This window comes from Bacillus sp. EKM206B (genome assembly GCF_011066015.1).
Classification (GTDB): Bacteria; Bacillota; Bacilli; order Bacillales; family Bacillaceae; genus Bacillus; species Bacillus velezensis.
On record NZ_JAAMNL010000012.1, the window covers coordinates 33767 to 49536 of the forward strand.

12 protein-coding genes and 1 riboswitch are annotated in these 15770 nt (G+C 47.8%); of the genes, 10 read left to right on the top strand and 2 right to left on the bottom strand.

The features are described 5' to 3' along the window. Positions 1-114 precede the first annotated feature (114 nt). Entirely contained in the window at positions 115-1653 is a 1539-nt protein-coding gene (gene cotA / locus G9F50_RS17690; protein ID WP_060562950.1) for an outer spore coat copper-dependent laccase CotA, read from the bottom strand. A gap of 108 nt (positions 1654-1761) precedes the next feature. Then, entirely contained in the window at positions 1762-3147 is a 1386-nt protein-coding gene (gabP, locus tag G9F50_RS17695; protein WP_007408881.1) for a GABA permease, read from the bottom strand. Between the two features lie 386 nt (positions 3148-3533). Here gabP and G9F50_RS17700 point away from each other — a divergent pair, with 386 nt between their 5' ends. From G9F50_RS17700 to G9F50_RS17745, 10 genes are all read left to right on the top strand, one after another. Continuing rightward, the gene (locus G9F50_RS17700) at positions 3534-4406 is read left to right on the top strand and encodes a cation diffusion facilitator family transporter (RefSeq protein WP_043021620.1); all 873 of its coding nucleotides are present in this window, start codon (positions 3534-3536) and stop codon (positions 4404-4406) included. A gap of 138 nt (positions 4407-4544) precedes the next feature. Then, positions 4545-5507, top strand: a complete 963-nt coding sequence (locus G9F50_RS17705) for an AAA family ATPase (RefSeq protein WP_007408884.1) — start codon at positions 4545-4547, stop codon at positions 5505-5507. After that, complete coding sequence (locus G9F50_RS17710) at positions 5507-6691, top strand: DUF58 domain-containing protein (protein ID WP_015239308.1); 1185 nt, start codon at positions 5507-5509, stop codon at positions 6689-6691. The genes G9F50_RS17705 and G9F50_RS17710 overlap by 1 nt, the downstream gene beginning before the upstream one ends. Positions 6692-6709: 18 nt before the next feature. Next, on the top strand, positions 6710-8917 hold the full coding sequence (locus tag G9F50_RS17715; protein ID WP_060562951.1) for a DUF4129 domain-containing transglutaminase family protein: 2208 nt from the start codon (positions 6710-6712) through the stop codon (positions 8915-8917). Positions 8918-9080: 163 nt separating this feature from the next. After that, positions 9081-10622 (top strand): glutamine-hydrolyzing GMP synthase, encoded by a 1542-nt coding sequence (guaA, locus tag G9F50_RS17720; RefSeq protein ID WP_007408887.1) that lies wholly within the window; start codon positions 9081-9083, stop codon positions 10620-10622. Between the two features lie 103 nt (positions 10623-10725). After that, on the top strand, positions 10726-11259 hold the full coding sequence (locus tag G9F50_RS17725; protein WP_021495186.1) for a sigma-70 family RNA polymerase sigma factor: 534 nt from the start codon (positions 10726-10728) through the stop codon (positions 11257-11259). Continuing rightward, positions 11241-12683 carry a DUF4179 domain-containing protein gene (locus tag G9F50_RS17730; protein WP_060562953.1) on the top strand — a complete coding sequence of 481 codons (1443 nt, stop codon included), beginning with the start codon at positions 11241-11243 and terminating at the stop codon, positions 12681-12683. The genes G9F50_RS17725 and G9F50_RS17730 overlap by 19 nt, the downstream gene beginning before the upstream one ends. A 123-nt stretch (positions 12684-12806) precedes the next feature. Beyond that, a riboswitch (purine riboswitch) is annotated at positions 12807-12908 on the top strand. Positions 12909-13039: 131 nt separating this feature from the next. After that, positions 13040-14362 carry an NCS2 family permease gene (locus G9F50_RS17735; protein WP_007408891.1) on the top strand — a complete coding sequence of 441 codons (1323 nt, stop codon included), beginning with the start codon at positions 13040-13042 and terminating at the stop codon, positions 14360-14362. A gap of 197 nt (positions 14363-14559) precedes the next feature. Continuing rightward, a complete protein-coding gene (locus G9F50_RS17740; protein WP_014304542.1) occupies positions 14560-15342 on the top strand; it encodes a hypothetical protein in 783 nt (260 codons plus the stop codon). Positions 15343-15480: 138 nt separating this feature from the next. Next, the gene (locus tag G9F50_RS17745; protein ID WP_003155777.1) at positions 15481-15654 is read left to right on the top strand and encodes a Fur-regulated basic protein FbpA; all 174 of its coding nucleotides are present in this window, start codon (positions 15481-15483) and stop codon (positions 15652-15654) included. Positions 15655-15770 lie beyond the last annotated feature (116 nt).

The window sequence follows — 15770 nt, forward strand, 5'->3', positions numbered from 1 at the left end:
TCCAATGAGGGTGCATCGTCTTCCTGTTATTACAGTATATGCAAATAAGTGTCTTCTTATTTTTTCTTTTTGGGTAAATAAAAAATCCCCTTCTCTAAAAGGGGTGATATTTGTTTACTGCTTATCCGTGACGTCCATCGGTCTCATCATGTCGTAATCTTCATGTTCTAAAATATGACAGTGCCATACGTAGCGTCCGCTGTAAGGAGCGAAGGTCGCCGCGATTCTGATGACCTCTCCCGAGTGCGCCTGCACGGTATCTTTCCAGCCTTTCTCACTTGGAGGAGGCGGGACGGCGGGGCCTGTATACACAATGTCGCCGAATTTGTTATAACGCTCTAAGTCAAAAGGGCGCCGGTCAAGGATTTGGAAGGAAACAAGGTGCAGGTGTATCGGATGGGTTCCCCCCATCGGATTAATAATCGACCAGATTTCCGTTGTGCCGAGCTTCGGCGCTTCTGTCACAGGATCATGCCATCGCTTGTTATTCAGCGTCAAAACGGGCCGGCCGTATTTGTCTTGCGTATTTGTAAGTTTAAGCGTCCTGATATTGTGTATTCTCTTTGATGTCACATTAGGCATTGTTGAAAGATATTTAGGCTTCCGGCTTGTGTCTAATCCCTTCAGCGGTTTTGTGACGCGGAATTGCATCACATTGGCGTCTGTATCCGGATCGGCGTCGCCCCCGCAGCCGGTGCCGTTCGTTAAAATGATATGTTCTCCGTCAAAGGCGGAGAAATCGATGAGCACATCATACCGCTCTGCCGGGGCTAAGCTGATAGATTGTGTTTTGACAGAGCGGGGAAGCAGTCCGCCGTCAGAACCGATTTGGATAAACTTCCCGCCGTTATTGAGCGAGAGAGAAAATGTTCTCGTATTGGAGGCATTAAGGATGCGGAAACGATATGTCCGCGGTTCAACTTCCATATACGGCCACGCTTTACCATTGACGAGAATGGTATTTCCGCAAAAAAACGGGACGATGGAAGGGTCGGGCAGCGTTTCGGAAGGGGTAGCAGGCCCGCTCGGATAAGACAAGGAACCGTCGTCATTTAATGTGCGGTCCAAAATCATAAGCGGTACGTCGTACTCTCCGGAGGGAAGCTTCAGCTGCTTTTCTTTTCGCTCGCGGATGATATACATCCCGGCAAGCCCGGCGTACACATTGAGCCTCGTAATCGCCATGGCGTGATCGTGATACCATAACAGAGCCCCGCGCTGTTTGTTTGGATAATGGTATACCTCTCTCTCAAAATAAGGACCCGTTTCCTTAAAATCCTTTGTGAACCATGCTTCCGGGTAGCCGTCGCTGTCCGGCGGCGTTGCTCCTCCGTGTAAATGGACGACGGTTTTGACATCGGGTTCCTGATGGCCGCTTTCTGAATGGTGAATGGTATGATCCACTGGCAGAAAATGCTTATCCGGAAGGTCATTCATCCATTTAATATAGACGTTTTCATCTTGGTTCACGTCGATCGTCGGGCCGGGAAATAAACCGTTATACCCCCACAGCCGGGTCGGCGGGAGATCGCGGTGCAGCTTGTGAAAGCATTCCTTCATGGTGACTTCATAATACGTGCTGCCGTCTGATTTCTTCTGCGGCTGGAGTGTTTCGATAATCGGCAGTTCATCTGCAAATTTTTCTAGAGCCATTTTTCATCCTGTCCTTATCATTTATTGAAATCCTGTACTACAGTTAATGCTGCCTGGAACAGGTTGGTTAAAAAAACACCCGCCCTTTTTTGAGGGGGGTGTTTGCGGTTATTGCGCAATCCGGCTTTCGGAAGCGCTCTCTTTCGGTTTTTGTTTTTTGCGGAATACATATGAGGCAAGTACCAGCAGAGTAATAAATCCTGTCAGCAGAAATTCAGACCGCATTGAACTGATAAACAGCATAGATAACAAGATGGCGCAAATGGCGATGATCGTCAGGTAGGTTAAGTACGGATAAAACCACATTTTGATTTTAAGAGATTCAGGGTTTGTCCGTTCGATTTTCTTTCTCATTCTCAGATGTGAGACGGCGATGACGAGATAGACGAGCAGTGCGATCGCCCCTGATGAATTGACCAGGAACAAAAATACGGAGTCGGGAGAAAAGTAGTTCATAACAACGGCAATATAGGAGAAAAAGGTGCCGGCGATAATGGCTTGAACCGGTACGCCTCTTTTACTCAGTTTCATAAAACGCCGCGGCGCTTCATTTCGCTCTGCCAGTGAATACAGCATCCGTGACGTCGTATAAAGCCCGGAGTTCAGGCAGGACAGAACGGCTGTCAGGACGATGAAATTCATGATTTGAGCGGCTGCGGGAACCCCGATATGGCTCAAAACGGCAACGAAGGGGCTTTCCAAAATATTGGCTGAATCCCACGGCAGCAGTGTGACCACAACCGCAATGGAACCGACGTAAAAAATAATGATCCGCCAAACGACTGAGCGGGTCGCCTTCGTGACGGATTCGACCGGATTTGACGTTTCTCCCGCTGCGATTGCGACGATTTCAGATCCCATGAAAGAAAAAATGACAACGACGATGCCGAGCAGAACGGAACTTGGACCTTTAGGGAAAAATCCGCCGCTGCCCGCCAGATTTTCCAGCCCGACCGGTTTGCTGCCGGGGACGATTCCGAAAATGAACGCAAATCCCGCGATTAAGAAGACAACGATCGTCGCTACCTTCACTAAGGAAAGCCAGTATTCAAATTCACCGAACGATTTAACTGAATAAATATTCGTCAGTGTTAACAGCACGGTCAGAAGCAGACTCGTCAGCCATAACGGAATGCCCGGGAACCAGTACTGTATGATTCCGGCGCCTGCAATGGCTTCAATGGCAATGACGATGACCCAGAAAAACCAATACAGCCATCCGATCGTAAAACCGGCCCAAGGACCGATGGCGTCATGCGCGTACTGTGAAAACGAACCGCTTGTCGGGTTGACGGAGGACATTTCCCCCAGCATTCTCATAATAAAAATCACTAATAATCCTGCTAAAGCGTAGGAGACAATCGCTCCGGGTCCGGTGGAATGAATGACGGATCCGCTTCCGACAAATAATCCGGCGCCGATCACGCCGGCAATTGAAATCATAGTCATATGCCGGGTTTTTAATCCCTTTGATAAAGAGTTAGGCTGATTCATTCTTTGCCTCCTTTTGGTTTGTTTATGCTGAATATTCCGACAAGTATTATTCTATCATAAATGCCACAGGCAGTTGAAAATGATGTAAGAAAATATGACATTTTTTCTCGTCCGTACAGCAGAAAGTGCCGGAAGGAAAAGAAATAATTTTCTGTTATTTTTGTATTTTAATAGGTTTGAAAATAATTCCATGAACATGGGGTGGCGAGAAGCCTTGATACGATTGGAATGAGAGGGTTTTCGTGAATAAAGATAAGTTTCCTGGGCGCATAAATGTTCTATGCTTACTATTTTTCTGTGGAAAGTGAATCATGTTTCTATAGACCCACTGTATCTTCGCTTTGTATGATAATGAAGGAAAAATTGAACGGGAAGGAGGATTTTCAGTGGAGAGATATCATGAATTGAAAAAAGGCGAAACCGGAGCGATTGTCAGTATTGGCGCATATGCGGCATTGTCGGCTGTGAAGCTTGTAATCGGTTATTTGTTTCACTCAGAAGCGCTTCAGGCCGACGGTTTAAATAATGCGACTGATATCGTGGCATCTGCGGCTGTTTTCATCGGTTTGCGCATCTCTCAGAAACCTCCTGACGAAGATCATCCTTACGGCCATTTTCGGGCAGAGACCGTCGCGTCACTCATCGCTTCCATTATTATGATGCTTGTCGGAATGCAAGTGCTGTTCAGCGCCGCGCAATCTATTTTTTCCGTTAAAGAGGAAACACCGGATATGATAGCCGCCTGGACGGCCGCGGGGAGCGCCGTGGTGATGCTGATGGTCTACCGCTATACGAAAGGGCTTGCCAAAAAGGTAAACAGCCAGGCCCTTTCAGCTGCGGCCGCTGATAATAAATCAGATGCGCTCGTCAGTATCGGCACGTTTATCGGAATTTTTGCTTCACAGTTCCATTTGGCTTGGGTGGATACGGTTACCGCGTTTATCATCGGGTTGATCATCTGCAAAACCGCGTGGGATATTTTTAAGGAATCCTCTCATTCGCTGACTGACGGTTTTGATGTCAAACATATTTCTGATTATAAAAAGACGATTGAACAGATTGCGGGCGTCAGCCGTTTAAAAGATATTAAAGCGAGATATCTGGGCAGCTCCGTTCATATTGATGTCGTCATTGAAGTGCCGTCAGATCTGAACATTAAAGAGAGTCATGAGATCGCAAATGAGGTAGAACGCAAGATGAAAGAGGAACATGCCATTGACCATTCACACGTTCATATGGAGCCTCTCCAGCTGAAATAAAGCTTCCTTTCTAAAGGGAGCTTTTTCCTTTTTCAGACTGGAAACAATTCGCTGGAAACGTTTTTTTATACTGTTTATATTTTGTGGTAAAGTTAGGTTACGATAATTGAAATTTGAGAGATGACTAGGAGGAGAAGAATGGCTTATAAAGAAGAGCTGCATCCGCTGCTGGAGAAAGCCGTTGAGCATATTGAAAACATCATCATAGGAAAACGGGATATCGCCATACTCAGTCTGGCCGCCATTCTCGCAAAAGGGCATGTGCTACTGGAAGACGTGCCGGGAGTCGGAAAAACGATGATGGTCCGCGCTTTGGCCAAGCTGATCGGAGCTGACTTTAAGAGGATTCAGTTCACGCCGGATCTTCTGCCGTCAGATGTGACGGGTGTCTCTATTTATAATACGAAAACGATGGAATTTGAATACCGCCCTGGACCGATCATGGGGAATATCGTGCTGGCTGATGAAATTAACAGAACCTCTCCGAAAACGCAGTCTTCCCTGCTTGAGGCAATGGAGGAAGGGAATGTCACGATTGACGGAAAGACAATGCGGCTGGCTGAGCCGTTTTTCGTCATGGCCACACAAAACCCGGTTGAATATGAAGGAACGTATCCGCTTCCCGAAGCCCAGCTTGACCGGTTTTTATTTAAGCTGCGCATGGGCTATCCGACTGCCGAGGAAGAGCTTCAAGTTCTGTCTTTGCAGGAAGGGCGCAATCCGCTTGAAACAATCGAGCCCGTCATTTCTAAAGAACAGTTTATCAGCCTTCAGCAAAAATTGGAGCAGGTGCGGGTGGATGATGGAATTAAAGCGTATATCGTCGGCATTACTCAGCATACCCGCCGGCATCCGTCCGTACATCTGGGCGTAAGTCCGCGCGGTTCAATCTCATTAATGAAAGCCGCGCAGGCGTACGCGCTGCTTCATGACCGCGATTACGTCATTCCTGATGACGTCCAGTATTTGGCTCCATATACGCTGCCGCACAGAATGATCTTGACCGCCGAGGCGAAATTTAACGATGTGACCCCGGAAGCGGTTATAGAAGACATCATGCAAACGGAAAAAGTCCCCGTTCAAAGGATGTCGGTCCGCTAATGAGAAAGAAGATGCATTGGCTTCTATATGGCTGGAAGCTGCTTATGTTGGCCGTACTGACGGCGGCTGTCTTTTCTTATGCCATGTTTCAGGGCGGATTTGTGAGCTGGTTTTTATTTTATGCGTTTTTGCCGTTTACCGTTTACGCCGGGCTGGTCGCTGTGTACCCGCTGCGGGCGTTTCAGGTGACGCGTGACGTGTCCTCCGCCCAGTTAACCTCAGGCGACAGGCTGTCTGTCACCATCAGGCTGACGAGGCGCCTGCCGTTTCCGCTGACATATATGGTCATTGAAGATGTGATGCCGGAAACGCTTGGCGAGAGGCGCAGTGCGAAACAGCTCGTGTTTCCGTGGTTTCAAAGGAAGCTGACGTTACAATATGAGCTGCCGCAGGTGCCGCGCGGAGAGCATCATTTACATACGATAAGAGTGCGGACGGGAGATGTTCTCGGGCTTTTGGACAAGACGGCGTCGTTTTCCGTTACGGATACGGTTCTGGTTTTCCCGGCGTACGGGTCTGTTCACTATAAGCCGCAGGCTGCCTCCGGAGAAGAGGGTGCGGCTGCCGGCGCTCCGTTTCAGGTACACCGCTCCGCAATGGCTGCGAGCGTCAGAAATTATCAGCCGGGCGACCGGTTTTCCGCACTTGACTGGAAAACATCGGCGCGGCGAAATGAGCTGATGACGAAGGAATTTGACCCGCTGCAGAGTGTGAATATGATTCTCCTTTTGGACTGCAGGCCGTCCCCATCGTTTGAAGCCGCGGTATCAGCTTCGGCATCCCTGCTTTACACGGCGCTTGTGAAGGGCTCTCCCGCAGGGTTTATTTCATTGGGGAGCGACCGGACCGTTTTTCCCGTTCGGGAGGGAGACCGGCATTTCAGAAAGATGCTGCGTTACCTGGCATCAGCTTCAGAATCGGAAGAAGCCGATGCAGGCGGGCGTTTAGGAAAAGAGCTGGCGGATCCGCGTGTCCGCAAAGCTTCCATTGCCGTCGTGACGGGCAGTCTTACAGAAGACCTTCTCAAACAGGCTGAGCCCGGCCGTGCTGACATGACGGTGTTTTTGGCGAAAGAAACGAATGCCGCGCTTTCGGAGAAAGAACGGAAACTCGCTCTCATCTTCGCTCAAAAAAATATTAAGGTGCAAATGATCAGGGACAAACGGGTGTCCCATGTTGTTTAGAAAGAGAGGTGGCGCGCCATGCCGCATGACGAGAACCAGGGAAGCAGGCTGAGTCTGCTGCTGTTTTATTTTCTCGCTTTTTTATTGTTATGGGAATGGCTCAGGCCGCTGCACAATTTTACAGATACAAAACATACCGGTTTTTTCATCGTTTTTATCGGTTTGGCATTTCTGCTGTCATTCTTCCGGATGAGGTGGTACGTCACCGTGCCGTCCTGCATTCTGTTTACGTTGATCAGTATTCACATCCTGTTTTATAAAGGTTCGGTTTTTCAGCCGGAATGGCTCGTTTCTTTTTTGCGGGACGTGATGCAAAATGCCCGCCACATCGGGACCGGAAGATGGAATGATATGAATCCGTCATTCCGCACATTGCTGTTTTTTGTGCTTTTATGGCTGCTCGTGTATTTGCTGCATTACTGGGTGATCTATCAGCGGAAAATATTATTCTTTTTTATCATGACGGTGGCGTATATCACCGTGCTTGATACGTTTACTCCTTATGATGCCGCGTACGCCGTCATCCGGATCGTCTTTATCGGCTTTTTGATGATGGGGCTTTTGTATATGGAGCGCATCCGGCTTACGGAACACATAGCGTTTAAAAAAAGATTGATACTCAAATGGTTTCTGCCGCTGATGCTGTTTATCTGCGCTTCCGTCGTGTTCGGTCTGGCGGCTCCGAAATCAGACCCGAACTGGCCGGACCCCGTGCCGTTTCTTAAAAAAATAACAAACCACAAAGAAGTGCCCGCCGCCGAAAGCAAAATCGGCTACGGCAATCATGATGAAACATTGGGCGGCCCTTTTCAGCAGGATGATACGCCGGTTTTCACATGGAAGGGAAAAGAACGGGCGTACTTCCGGGTGGAAACGAAGGATACATACACGGGGAAAGGCTGGGTGGAGACCGATCAGGGCATGTCCTATAAACTGAACGGCGGCAACGTGGAAGATATATGGTTTGACCGGAGTGTGCAGACGAGACGGTATACGGCACAGGTGTCCATTGATGAGAATTATCTCTATAATCACGTCATGTATCCGATCGGCGTCTCCAATATTAAACCGAAGCACTCGATTCAGCTTGAAATGAACGGAAACACCGAGCAAATTACGCCGGTCAGTGAACAAGTGGGCAACATCCGCAATATGGGACGGTACACGGTGACTTTTCAGGCGCCCGTCTTTAAGCTGAATGATCTCAGAAAAGTGAAAGTGAAACGATACCGTGAGCAGAATCAATTCAATGACCGGTATTTACAGGTCCCCGACAGCCTTCCGAAAAGAGTGAGACAGCTTGCGGACAGACTGACGCGGGATCATCATAATATGTTCGATAAAGCGAAGGCGATCGAGGATTATCTCGGATCTTCCGCATTTTCGTATAATACACAGGATGTCGCGGTTCCGGAGCACAATCAGGATTATGTCGATCAATTTCTGTTTGAAACGAAAAGAGGATATTGTGATAACTTTTCATCGGCAATGGCCGTGCTGCTCCGCTCTGCGGGAATTCCCGCCCGTTGGGTGAAGGGCTATACATCCGGCGAATATAAAGGGGCAGGCGACCATAACGGCCACATTTATGAAGTCACAAACAACAACGCCCATTCGTGGGTAGAAGTGTATTTTCCCGATCAGGGCTGGGTGACGTTTGAGCCGACGAAAGGCTTCACCAATCCGACGGAGTTTACGTCAGAGCAAAATCATACCGCGGCAAAAGACAGCGGAGGCTCAGCGGGAAATTCGGATGAACCGTCTGACAAGCAGCGTCAGGAAACAAAGCCGGAAAAAGAGGAAACACCGAAAAAGCGGGATCACAGCGCGGCACCGCAGCCTGTGATCCGCAACAAAACCGCGGCACAGCTATGGTCGTATGCAGCCATCGTCATCGTGATTTCAGCCGCGGCGGCACTCGCCTGGCTGCTCCGGGCGCGCTGGATTCCGCACGTTACAGCAGCCAGATTGAAGCGGCGTACGGATGAAGACGTCTTTTTCGACGCATATGCCGCGCTGCTCCGCCAGCTGAAACGAAAAGGATTCAGCAGGGGAGACGGAGAAACACTGCGCGATTTTGCTGCGAGGATTGACGAGGCGCACCATACAAACGACATGTCCGAGCTGACGCTACGCTATGAGCGTGCCTTATACCGCAGCGATAATGCCGCAAAGCTTTGGAATGAATCGGGACAGTTGTGGGAAAATATAATTAAAAGAAGATAGTCTTGACCGCATATCGTCCTGTTGTTAGAATAAATGAATGTTAAATGGGAGCCCGGGAGCGTTAAAAAGCCGGGCTTCCGGACAAGTCTTGCGCGACAGAGGGCTGAACGTTTGTCCTCCGTTTTTTCTGTGTCAAAAACTTAGAGGAGATTAGGTGACAACCATGACGAAGTTAGTGAATGAAATGATTCTTGTTCTTGATTTCGGCAGTCAGTATAACCAGCTGATTACCCGCCGGATCCGTGAATTTGGCGTATATAGCGAGCTGCATCCCCATACGTTGACAGCTGAGGAAATCAAAGAAATGAATCCAAAAGGAATTATCCTTTCAGGCGGACCGAACAGTGTATATGATGAAGGATCTTTCCGCTGTGACGAAAAAATCTTTGAACTCGATATTCCTGTATTGGGCATCTGCTACGGAATGCAGCTGATGACTCATTACCTCGGAGGGAAAGTCGAGGCGGCAAGCCAGCGCGAATACGGAAAAGCCAACATTCAGATTCAAGGAACTCCTGACTTGTTCAAAGATCTTCCGGAAGAACAAGTTGTCTGGATGAGCCACGGCGATTTGGTTGTAGAAGTTCCAGAAGGCTTCACTGTTGACGCAACAAGCCATCACTGTCCGAATTCAGCGATGAGCAAAGCGGACAAGAATTGGTACGGCGTTCAGTTCCACCCGGAAGTGCGCCACTCTGAATACGGCAATGATCTTCTGAAAAACTTTGTATTCGGCGTTTGCGATTGTGAAGGCAAATGGTCAATGGAAAACTTTATCGAAATCGAAATGCAAAAAATCCGTGAAACAGTCGGAGACAAGCAGGTTCTTTGCGCGCTAAGCGGCGGTGTTGATTCCTCTGTTGTGGCTGCTTTAATTCATAAAGCGATCGGCGACCAGCTGACTTGTATTTTCGTCGATCACGGCCTGCTTCGTAAAGGCGAAGCGGAAGGCGTCATGAAAACGTTCAGCGAAGGCTTTAATATGAATGTCATTAAAGTTGATGCGAAAGACAGATTCTTAAACAAGCTGAAAGGTGTTTCTGATCCTGAGCAAAAACGCAAAATCATCGGCAACGAATTCATTTACGTGTTTGATGATGAAGCGGACAAGCTTAAGGGCATCGATTACCTTGCGCAAGGAACGCTTTACACGGATATTATCGAGAGCGGTACTGCAACGGCGCAAACGATCAAATCGCATCACAATGTCGGCGGACTTCCTGAAGATATGCAGTTTGAACTGATCGAGCCGCTGAACACCCTTTTCAAAGACGAAGTGCGCGCGCTCGGCACAGAGCTCGGCCTTCCGGATGATATCGTATGGCGTCAGCCGTTCCCGGGCCCTGGACTTGGCATCCGCGTACTCGGCGAAGTAACGGAAGAAAAACTTGAGATCGTTCGTGAATCAGACGCGATTCTGCGTGAAGAAGTGGCGAACCACGGCCTTGAGCGCGACATCTGGCAGTACTTCACGGTTCTTCCTGACATCCGCAGCGTCGGCGTCATGGGAGATGCGAGAACGTATGATTACACAATCGGTATCCGTGCCGTAACATCAATTGATGGCATGACATCTGACTGGGCGCGTATCCCTTGGGATGTGCTTGAAGTGATTTCGACACGGATCGTCAACGAAGTGAAACACATCAACCGCGTCGTGTATGACATTACGAGCAAGCCGCCTGCAACGATTGAGTGGGAATAAATGAAGATAAAAAAACGTCTCTTTTAAAAAAGAGGCGTTTTTTTTCATCTTTTTGAAACCGTTTTGCCCTGATTCATATCTAACAGCATAGGAGGTGGATAAGGTGAAGGAAGAACGATTGATCAAAAAGGCGAAAAAAGGTGATGCCGCAGCCTTTGAAAAACTAATCACAGCACACCAGGATACTTTATATAAAACAGCTTATCTCTATTTGCATCACAAGGAAGATACACTGGACGCTGTTCAGGAAACGGCTTACAAGGCTTTTCTTCATATCGCGCAGCTGAAGGAGCCGAAATATTTTAAAACGTGGCTGATCCGGATTTTGCTTCATACGATTTTTGCGATGAGGAAAAAGCACGGTGACGTCATCCCGTTTGAGCCGCAGCATGATACGCGCGCGGAGAATAAGAACATTGAAGAATACATAGATCTTCGGAATGCCCTGGAAACGCTTGACGAACATATACAGCTGACCATTCAGCTTTATTATTTTCAAGATTTCTCGATTGCTATGATCGCTGAACAGACCGGTATGGCGGAAGGCACTGTAAAAACGCATCTCCACAGGGCGAGAAAAGCATTGAAGCAGGAGCTGGAAAAGGAGGATAAACATATATGGAAAAGCATCAAATGAAGCAATTGTATCAGGACATTGACGTGCCGAAAGCTGAATTGAAAAATGTGATACACAGCGCCGCTGTCCGTGCCGGAAAAGAAGGCGCCGTCAGACGGAGATGGGGAAGAAAACTGATAAACGGCCTCGCGGTTGCTGCTGCTTTGTTTATTCTGTATCTGTCCTCAGGCTTATTCATGCCCTCCGTTAATACGGCTATGGGAAACATTCCTGTTGCCGGACAAATTTACAGTCTGTTTCAGGATAAGGCAGGTTCTGCGCTGTTTAAAAGCAATTTGGTGACAAAACTGAATGAGAAAGCGGAATCACGCGGAATCACGGTGACAGTGAAAAGTGTGTATTACGACAGCGGACAGCTCGTTTACAATTTTACCGTTGACAATTTGAAATCAGATGAGGAGAGCATCTCTTTTCAAGTTGATTATAAAGACCCACGGAATATGTTAGCAGAGGATTATGACAGCAGTGATATGAAAAAAATGAAAGACGGGCGGTACGCTGGGCAGCTTCGCCTGTTCACGGACGGCTCAAAGCTGAAAGACGGTGATAAGCTTCCGCTTGTCATTACACAAATCAAGGATATCCCCGGAAACTGGCGCTTTACACTTCCGATCAAAAAACAAAAGTCCGTTTCTCTTGAAGGAACGAAAGCTGTGAATGTAAATCACGGATTATACCGCTTTTTCGATATCCGGGCGGAAAATGGAACGATGGGATCGGCTCTCCTGTATTCTATAGACTTCTCTGATGCAGCCAAAAATGATGCCATCTCGATTTACGAGGCAACGGATGATGCCGGAAACCATTATGAAATGACGATGTCGAATATTGAACTTGGCAGCAGAAAGAACCTTCCCGGCGGCGGGAAAAGAATACGCGGCCAAACTCAATTCAGCAAACCGATAGACCCGAAAGCGAAAACACTTTTCATAACGGGAGATATAAAATCAGAATCAGAGCCGGGAGAAATCGTCCCTCTGAAAACAAAACTGCCTGTCAGTTATGAAACGAAACATCATCATGTCGGCATTACCGTGAAAAAGATCAAACAGCAAGGCAGACGGGTGATCGTCGATTATCAATTCACAGGAATTAATTACAGCAAAGCGGATAAAGATCAGCTGATCAATGTCGGTGAATCAATCGGTCTCGGCAATACGAAAAAAATGAAAACCTGGCCATCGCTTAATGAGTATGAAAAAGGCTATTATCTGAAAGGGAATAAGGCGAAAGTCACGAACCTTAAAACGGGTGAAATGGAATCTGTTTTTGAATTAGATGATTCATCAGATAAAGACTATTCATTGCGCGATTTTTCATTCGATTCATATGCTTTGTACGTCAATCAAACGGTTATGAACTTGCTGGCGGATGACAGCGGAATCACATTCGCGGTGCCGGTCCGGCCTGCGGACGGAAAATGATGTCTGGAAGGCGGGTTTTGCCGTCTTCCATTTTTGGTCAATTAACGAATAAACCAAATTTTTTTAACGGGATTGTTCGTTTTTTTTATTGAGTTTTCAAAATTGAATTGATACAATAGACTCAGAAATCAAATATGCAGATATCGTATAATGGCGGGGATATGGCCCGCAAGTTTCTACCAAGCTACCGTAAATGGCTTGACTACGGATCAATCTCAATCGTTTGATATAAATAATCCATTCTTATTTATTCAGACTGAACGTATGTAGTCAAGCGTCCCAAATGTATTTGGGGCGTTTTTTATTTGGCGGATAACGGGCAGAATAAATGGGAGAGAATGAAGGAGGCAATTGGCTTGAAGCAATTTTTTCAGTTTGATGAGCTGGGGACAAGCTATCGTAATGAAATCATCGGCGGTTTAACGACCTTTTTGTCAATGGCGTACATTCTGTTCGTCAATCCGCTGACATTGTCTTTAAACGGTGTGAAAGGATTTCCCGAAGCATTAAAAATTGATCAGGGCGCGGTGTTTACCGCTACAGCCTTGGCGTCTGCGGCCGGCTGTATTTTAATGGGGCTCATTGCAAAGTATCCGATCGCGATTGCGCCGGGTATGGGATTAAATGCGTTTTTTGCTTTCTCTGTCGTCCTCGGCATGGGGATTTCATGGCAGGCTGCGCTTTCCGGCGTCTTGATTTCCGGAATTATCTTCGTGGCGCTTTCGCTGACGGGATTGCGGGAAAAAATCATTAATGCGATTCCGCCTGAGCTGAAATTGGCGGTCGGCGCGGGTATCGGTTTGTTTATCACATTTGTCGGTTTGCAGGGTTCGGGCATTATTGAAGCGAACTCATCGACTTTGGTGTCTATCGGTAATATTCACAGCGGCCCTGTGCTGCTGACGGTTTTCGGTGTTATTGTGACGGTCATTCTGATGGTGCTTCGCGTAAACGGCGGCGTATTTATCGGAATGCTTCTGACGGCGGTTGCCGGCATGGTCTGCGGACTGATTCCGGTTCCGACGCACATTGTCGGCAGCGTGCCGAGTCTTGCGCCGACTTTCGGACAGGCGTGGATGCATCTTCCGGATATCTTCTCCGTCCAAATGCTGATTGTCATTTTAACTTTCTTGTTCGTCGGGTTTTTCGATACGGCCGGAACGCTGGTGGCTGTAGCGACACAGGCCGGGCTGATGAAGGAAAACAAACTTCCGCGTGCGGGAAGAGCGCTTCTGGCAGATTCGACATCAATCGTTATCGGAGCCGTACTCGGTACGTCTACAACGACTTCTTATGTTGAATCCAGCTCAGGCGTTGCGGCGGGGGCGCGCTCCGGCTTCGCGGCTGTTGTGACGGGCATTCTCTTTTTGCTGGCGATGTTTTTCTCGCCGCTTCTGTCAGTTGTCACCACGAATGTGACGGCTCCGGCTTTAATTATTGTCGGCGCGCTGATGGTGGCGCCGCTCGGTAAGATCGCCTGGGATAAATTCGAGGTGGCTGTGCCGGCATTCTTAACGATGATTATGATGCCGCTGACGTACAGCATTGCGACGGGGATTGCGATCGGTTTTATATTCTACCCGATTACAATGATCTGCAAAGGAAAAGGAAAAAGCGTTCACCCGATTATGTACGGGCTGTTCGTCATCTTTATCCTGTATTTCATCTTCTTGAAATAACGGAAAAACCGGCTGAGTTAAGCCGGTTTTTTGTTTTTGTCCTATTCCGTAAAACCAATACATACTATAAAACGTCATGTGGGTGTCCGGGTGAAGAAAACCGCTTGACTGTTTAAGGACGCTTCGGTACCTTATATAAGTGTTTTATTTTCTTGTTTAACAAATTCCGCCGTATTTTTTTGATAGGAGTTGCTGACATGACGGAAGAAAGAAAAGAAACGTTGGAAGAAGAAAAACAGCATCAGGGAACTGATGAAGAACCGCTGTCGAGAATGTCCAGAAATGCGGGACGTTATCAAAAGCAAAAGAAAAAAGAAAAGGAACGGCGCCCGGCTCCGGCTTTTACGGAAAAACTCGCTTCTGCATGGGCCGCGGTCAAACGTTATTGCCGTTTCGCGCTGCGCATTTTGACATCACCGGTGAAGGTCGTTGGGGAAGACGGCTTTTCCCGCTTTAAATATGCTCTTATTTCAATGCTTGTATTCAGTATCTTTTTCTCAATCGGAAATTGGTTTCAGCTGAGGGCAAGCCAGCAAAGGCCTCTTGGATACGGAGAGCGGCATCATACGTTTTTTGACGGCTTTACCGTTGTTCTCGTGTATACGCTCGTCTTTTTTGCCGCTGCGGCGGGCGCGGTCTGGCTTGTATCACGCTATATGATGAAACAGAAAATCACGATGCGGGATGCGGCCGCGGGGGTCGGATCGCTTTTGGTTCCGGCTGTCGCCTGCTCTATCGTGTGGATGATTTTCGCGATATTGAATCTGCCGGTCATCACCGTGGTGTTTACGGCGCTGACCTTGTTTCTGGCCGCCTCGGCGATGGTGCAGTTTGTGCAGATTCTATACAAATCGGCTGAAAAGCCTGCGGCTGACGTGATGTACTGTATTTCCGCGGCGGTTATCATCATGCTCGTTTTTACGGCTGTGACATGGCCGCTTATTTCAGAGTACTTTACTGCTTCGCTGATCCCTTTATAAGTCGAAATTTGTCTTTCACAATGTTTACAAATTTTTCTAATGAAGCGTATTGTTTTGAGGACCCGGCCGAGATATGATGAGAGCAACAGCAATTCGAAAGCGGCACTACTCTTTATGATTCGGAAAGGGATGATGAAGATGGCCCCGTTGTTGCGAGAAGCCATTAATCGGAAAAAACAGCACCTGAGGACAAAACTGATCCGCTCAGGGTTTTATCAAGACCATGTTCAGGAACTGTCCGGGTACACGCTGAGTGAACTTGAGAAGGAATATGAAGCCGTCAAACGATTGAAAAAAGCCGAGCTTCACTGATAAGAGCTTGAAAGTCTGCCTTGCGGGGCGGGCTTTTTTTTCTTTTGAAAATGATGAAAAGAGGGTAAACTATCCTTAATTGAAGGATTGATGCTTTTCAAAGTATCAGAGGAGGG

Coding starts and splice junctions, on each gene's coding strand:
- G9F50_RS17740 (WP_014304542.1), top strand. CDS start 14,560: ATGACGGAAGAAAGAAAAGAAACGTTGGAAGAAGAAAAACAGCATCAG.
- gabP (WP_007408881.1), bottom strand. CDS start 3,147: ATGAATCAGCCTAACTCTTTATCAAAGGGATTAAAAACCCGGCATATG.
- G9F50_RS17705 (WP_007408884.1), top strand. CDS start 4,545: ATGGCTTATAAAGAAGAGCTGCATCCGCTGCTGGAGAAAGCCGTTGAG.
- G9F50_RS17745 (WP_003155777.1), top strand. CDS start 15,481: ATGGCCCCGTTGTTGCGAGAAGCCATTAATCGGAAAAAACAGCACCTG.
- G9F50_RS17715 (WP_060562951.1), top strand. CDS start 6,710: ATGCCGCATGACGAGAACCAGGGAAGCAGGCTGAGTCTGCTGCTGTTT.
- guaA (WP_007408887.1), top strand. CDS start 9,081: ATGACGAAGTTAGTGAATGAAATGATTCTTGTTCTTGATTTCGGCAGT.
- G9F50_RS17730 (WP_060562953.1), top strand. CDS start 11,241: ATGGAAAAGCATCAAATGAAGCAATTGTATCAGGACATTGACGTGCCG.
- G9F50_RS17710 (WP_015239308.1), top strand. CDS start 5,507: ATGAGAAAGAAGATGCATTGGCTTCTATATGGCTGGAAGCTGCTTATG.
- cotA (WP_060562950.1), bottom strand. CDS start 1,653: ATGGCTCTAGAAAAATTTGCAGATGAACTGCCGATTATCGAAACACTC.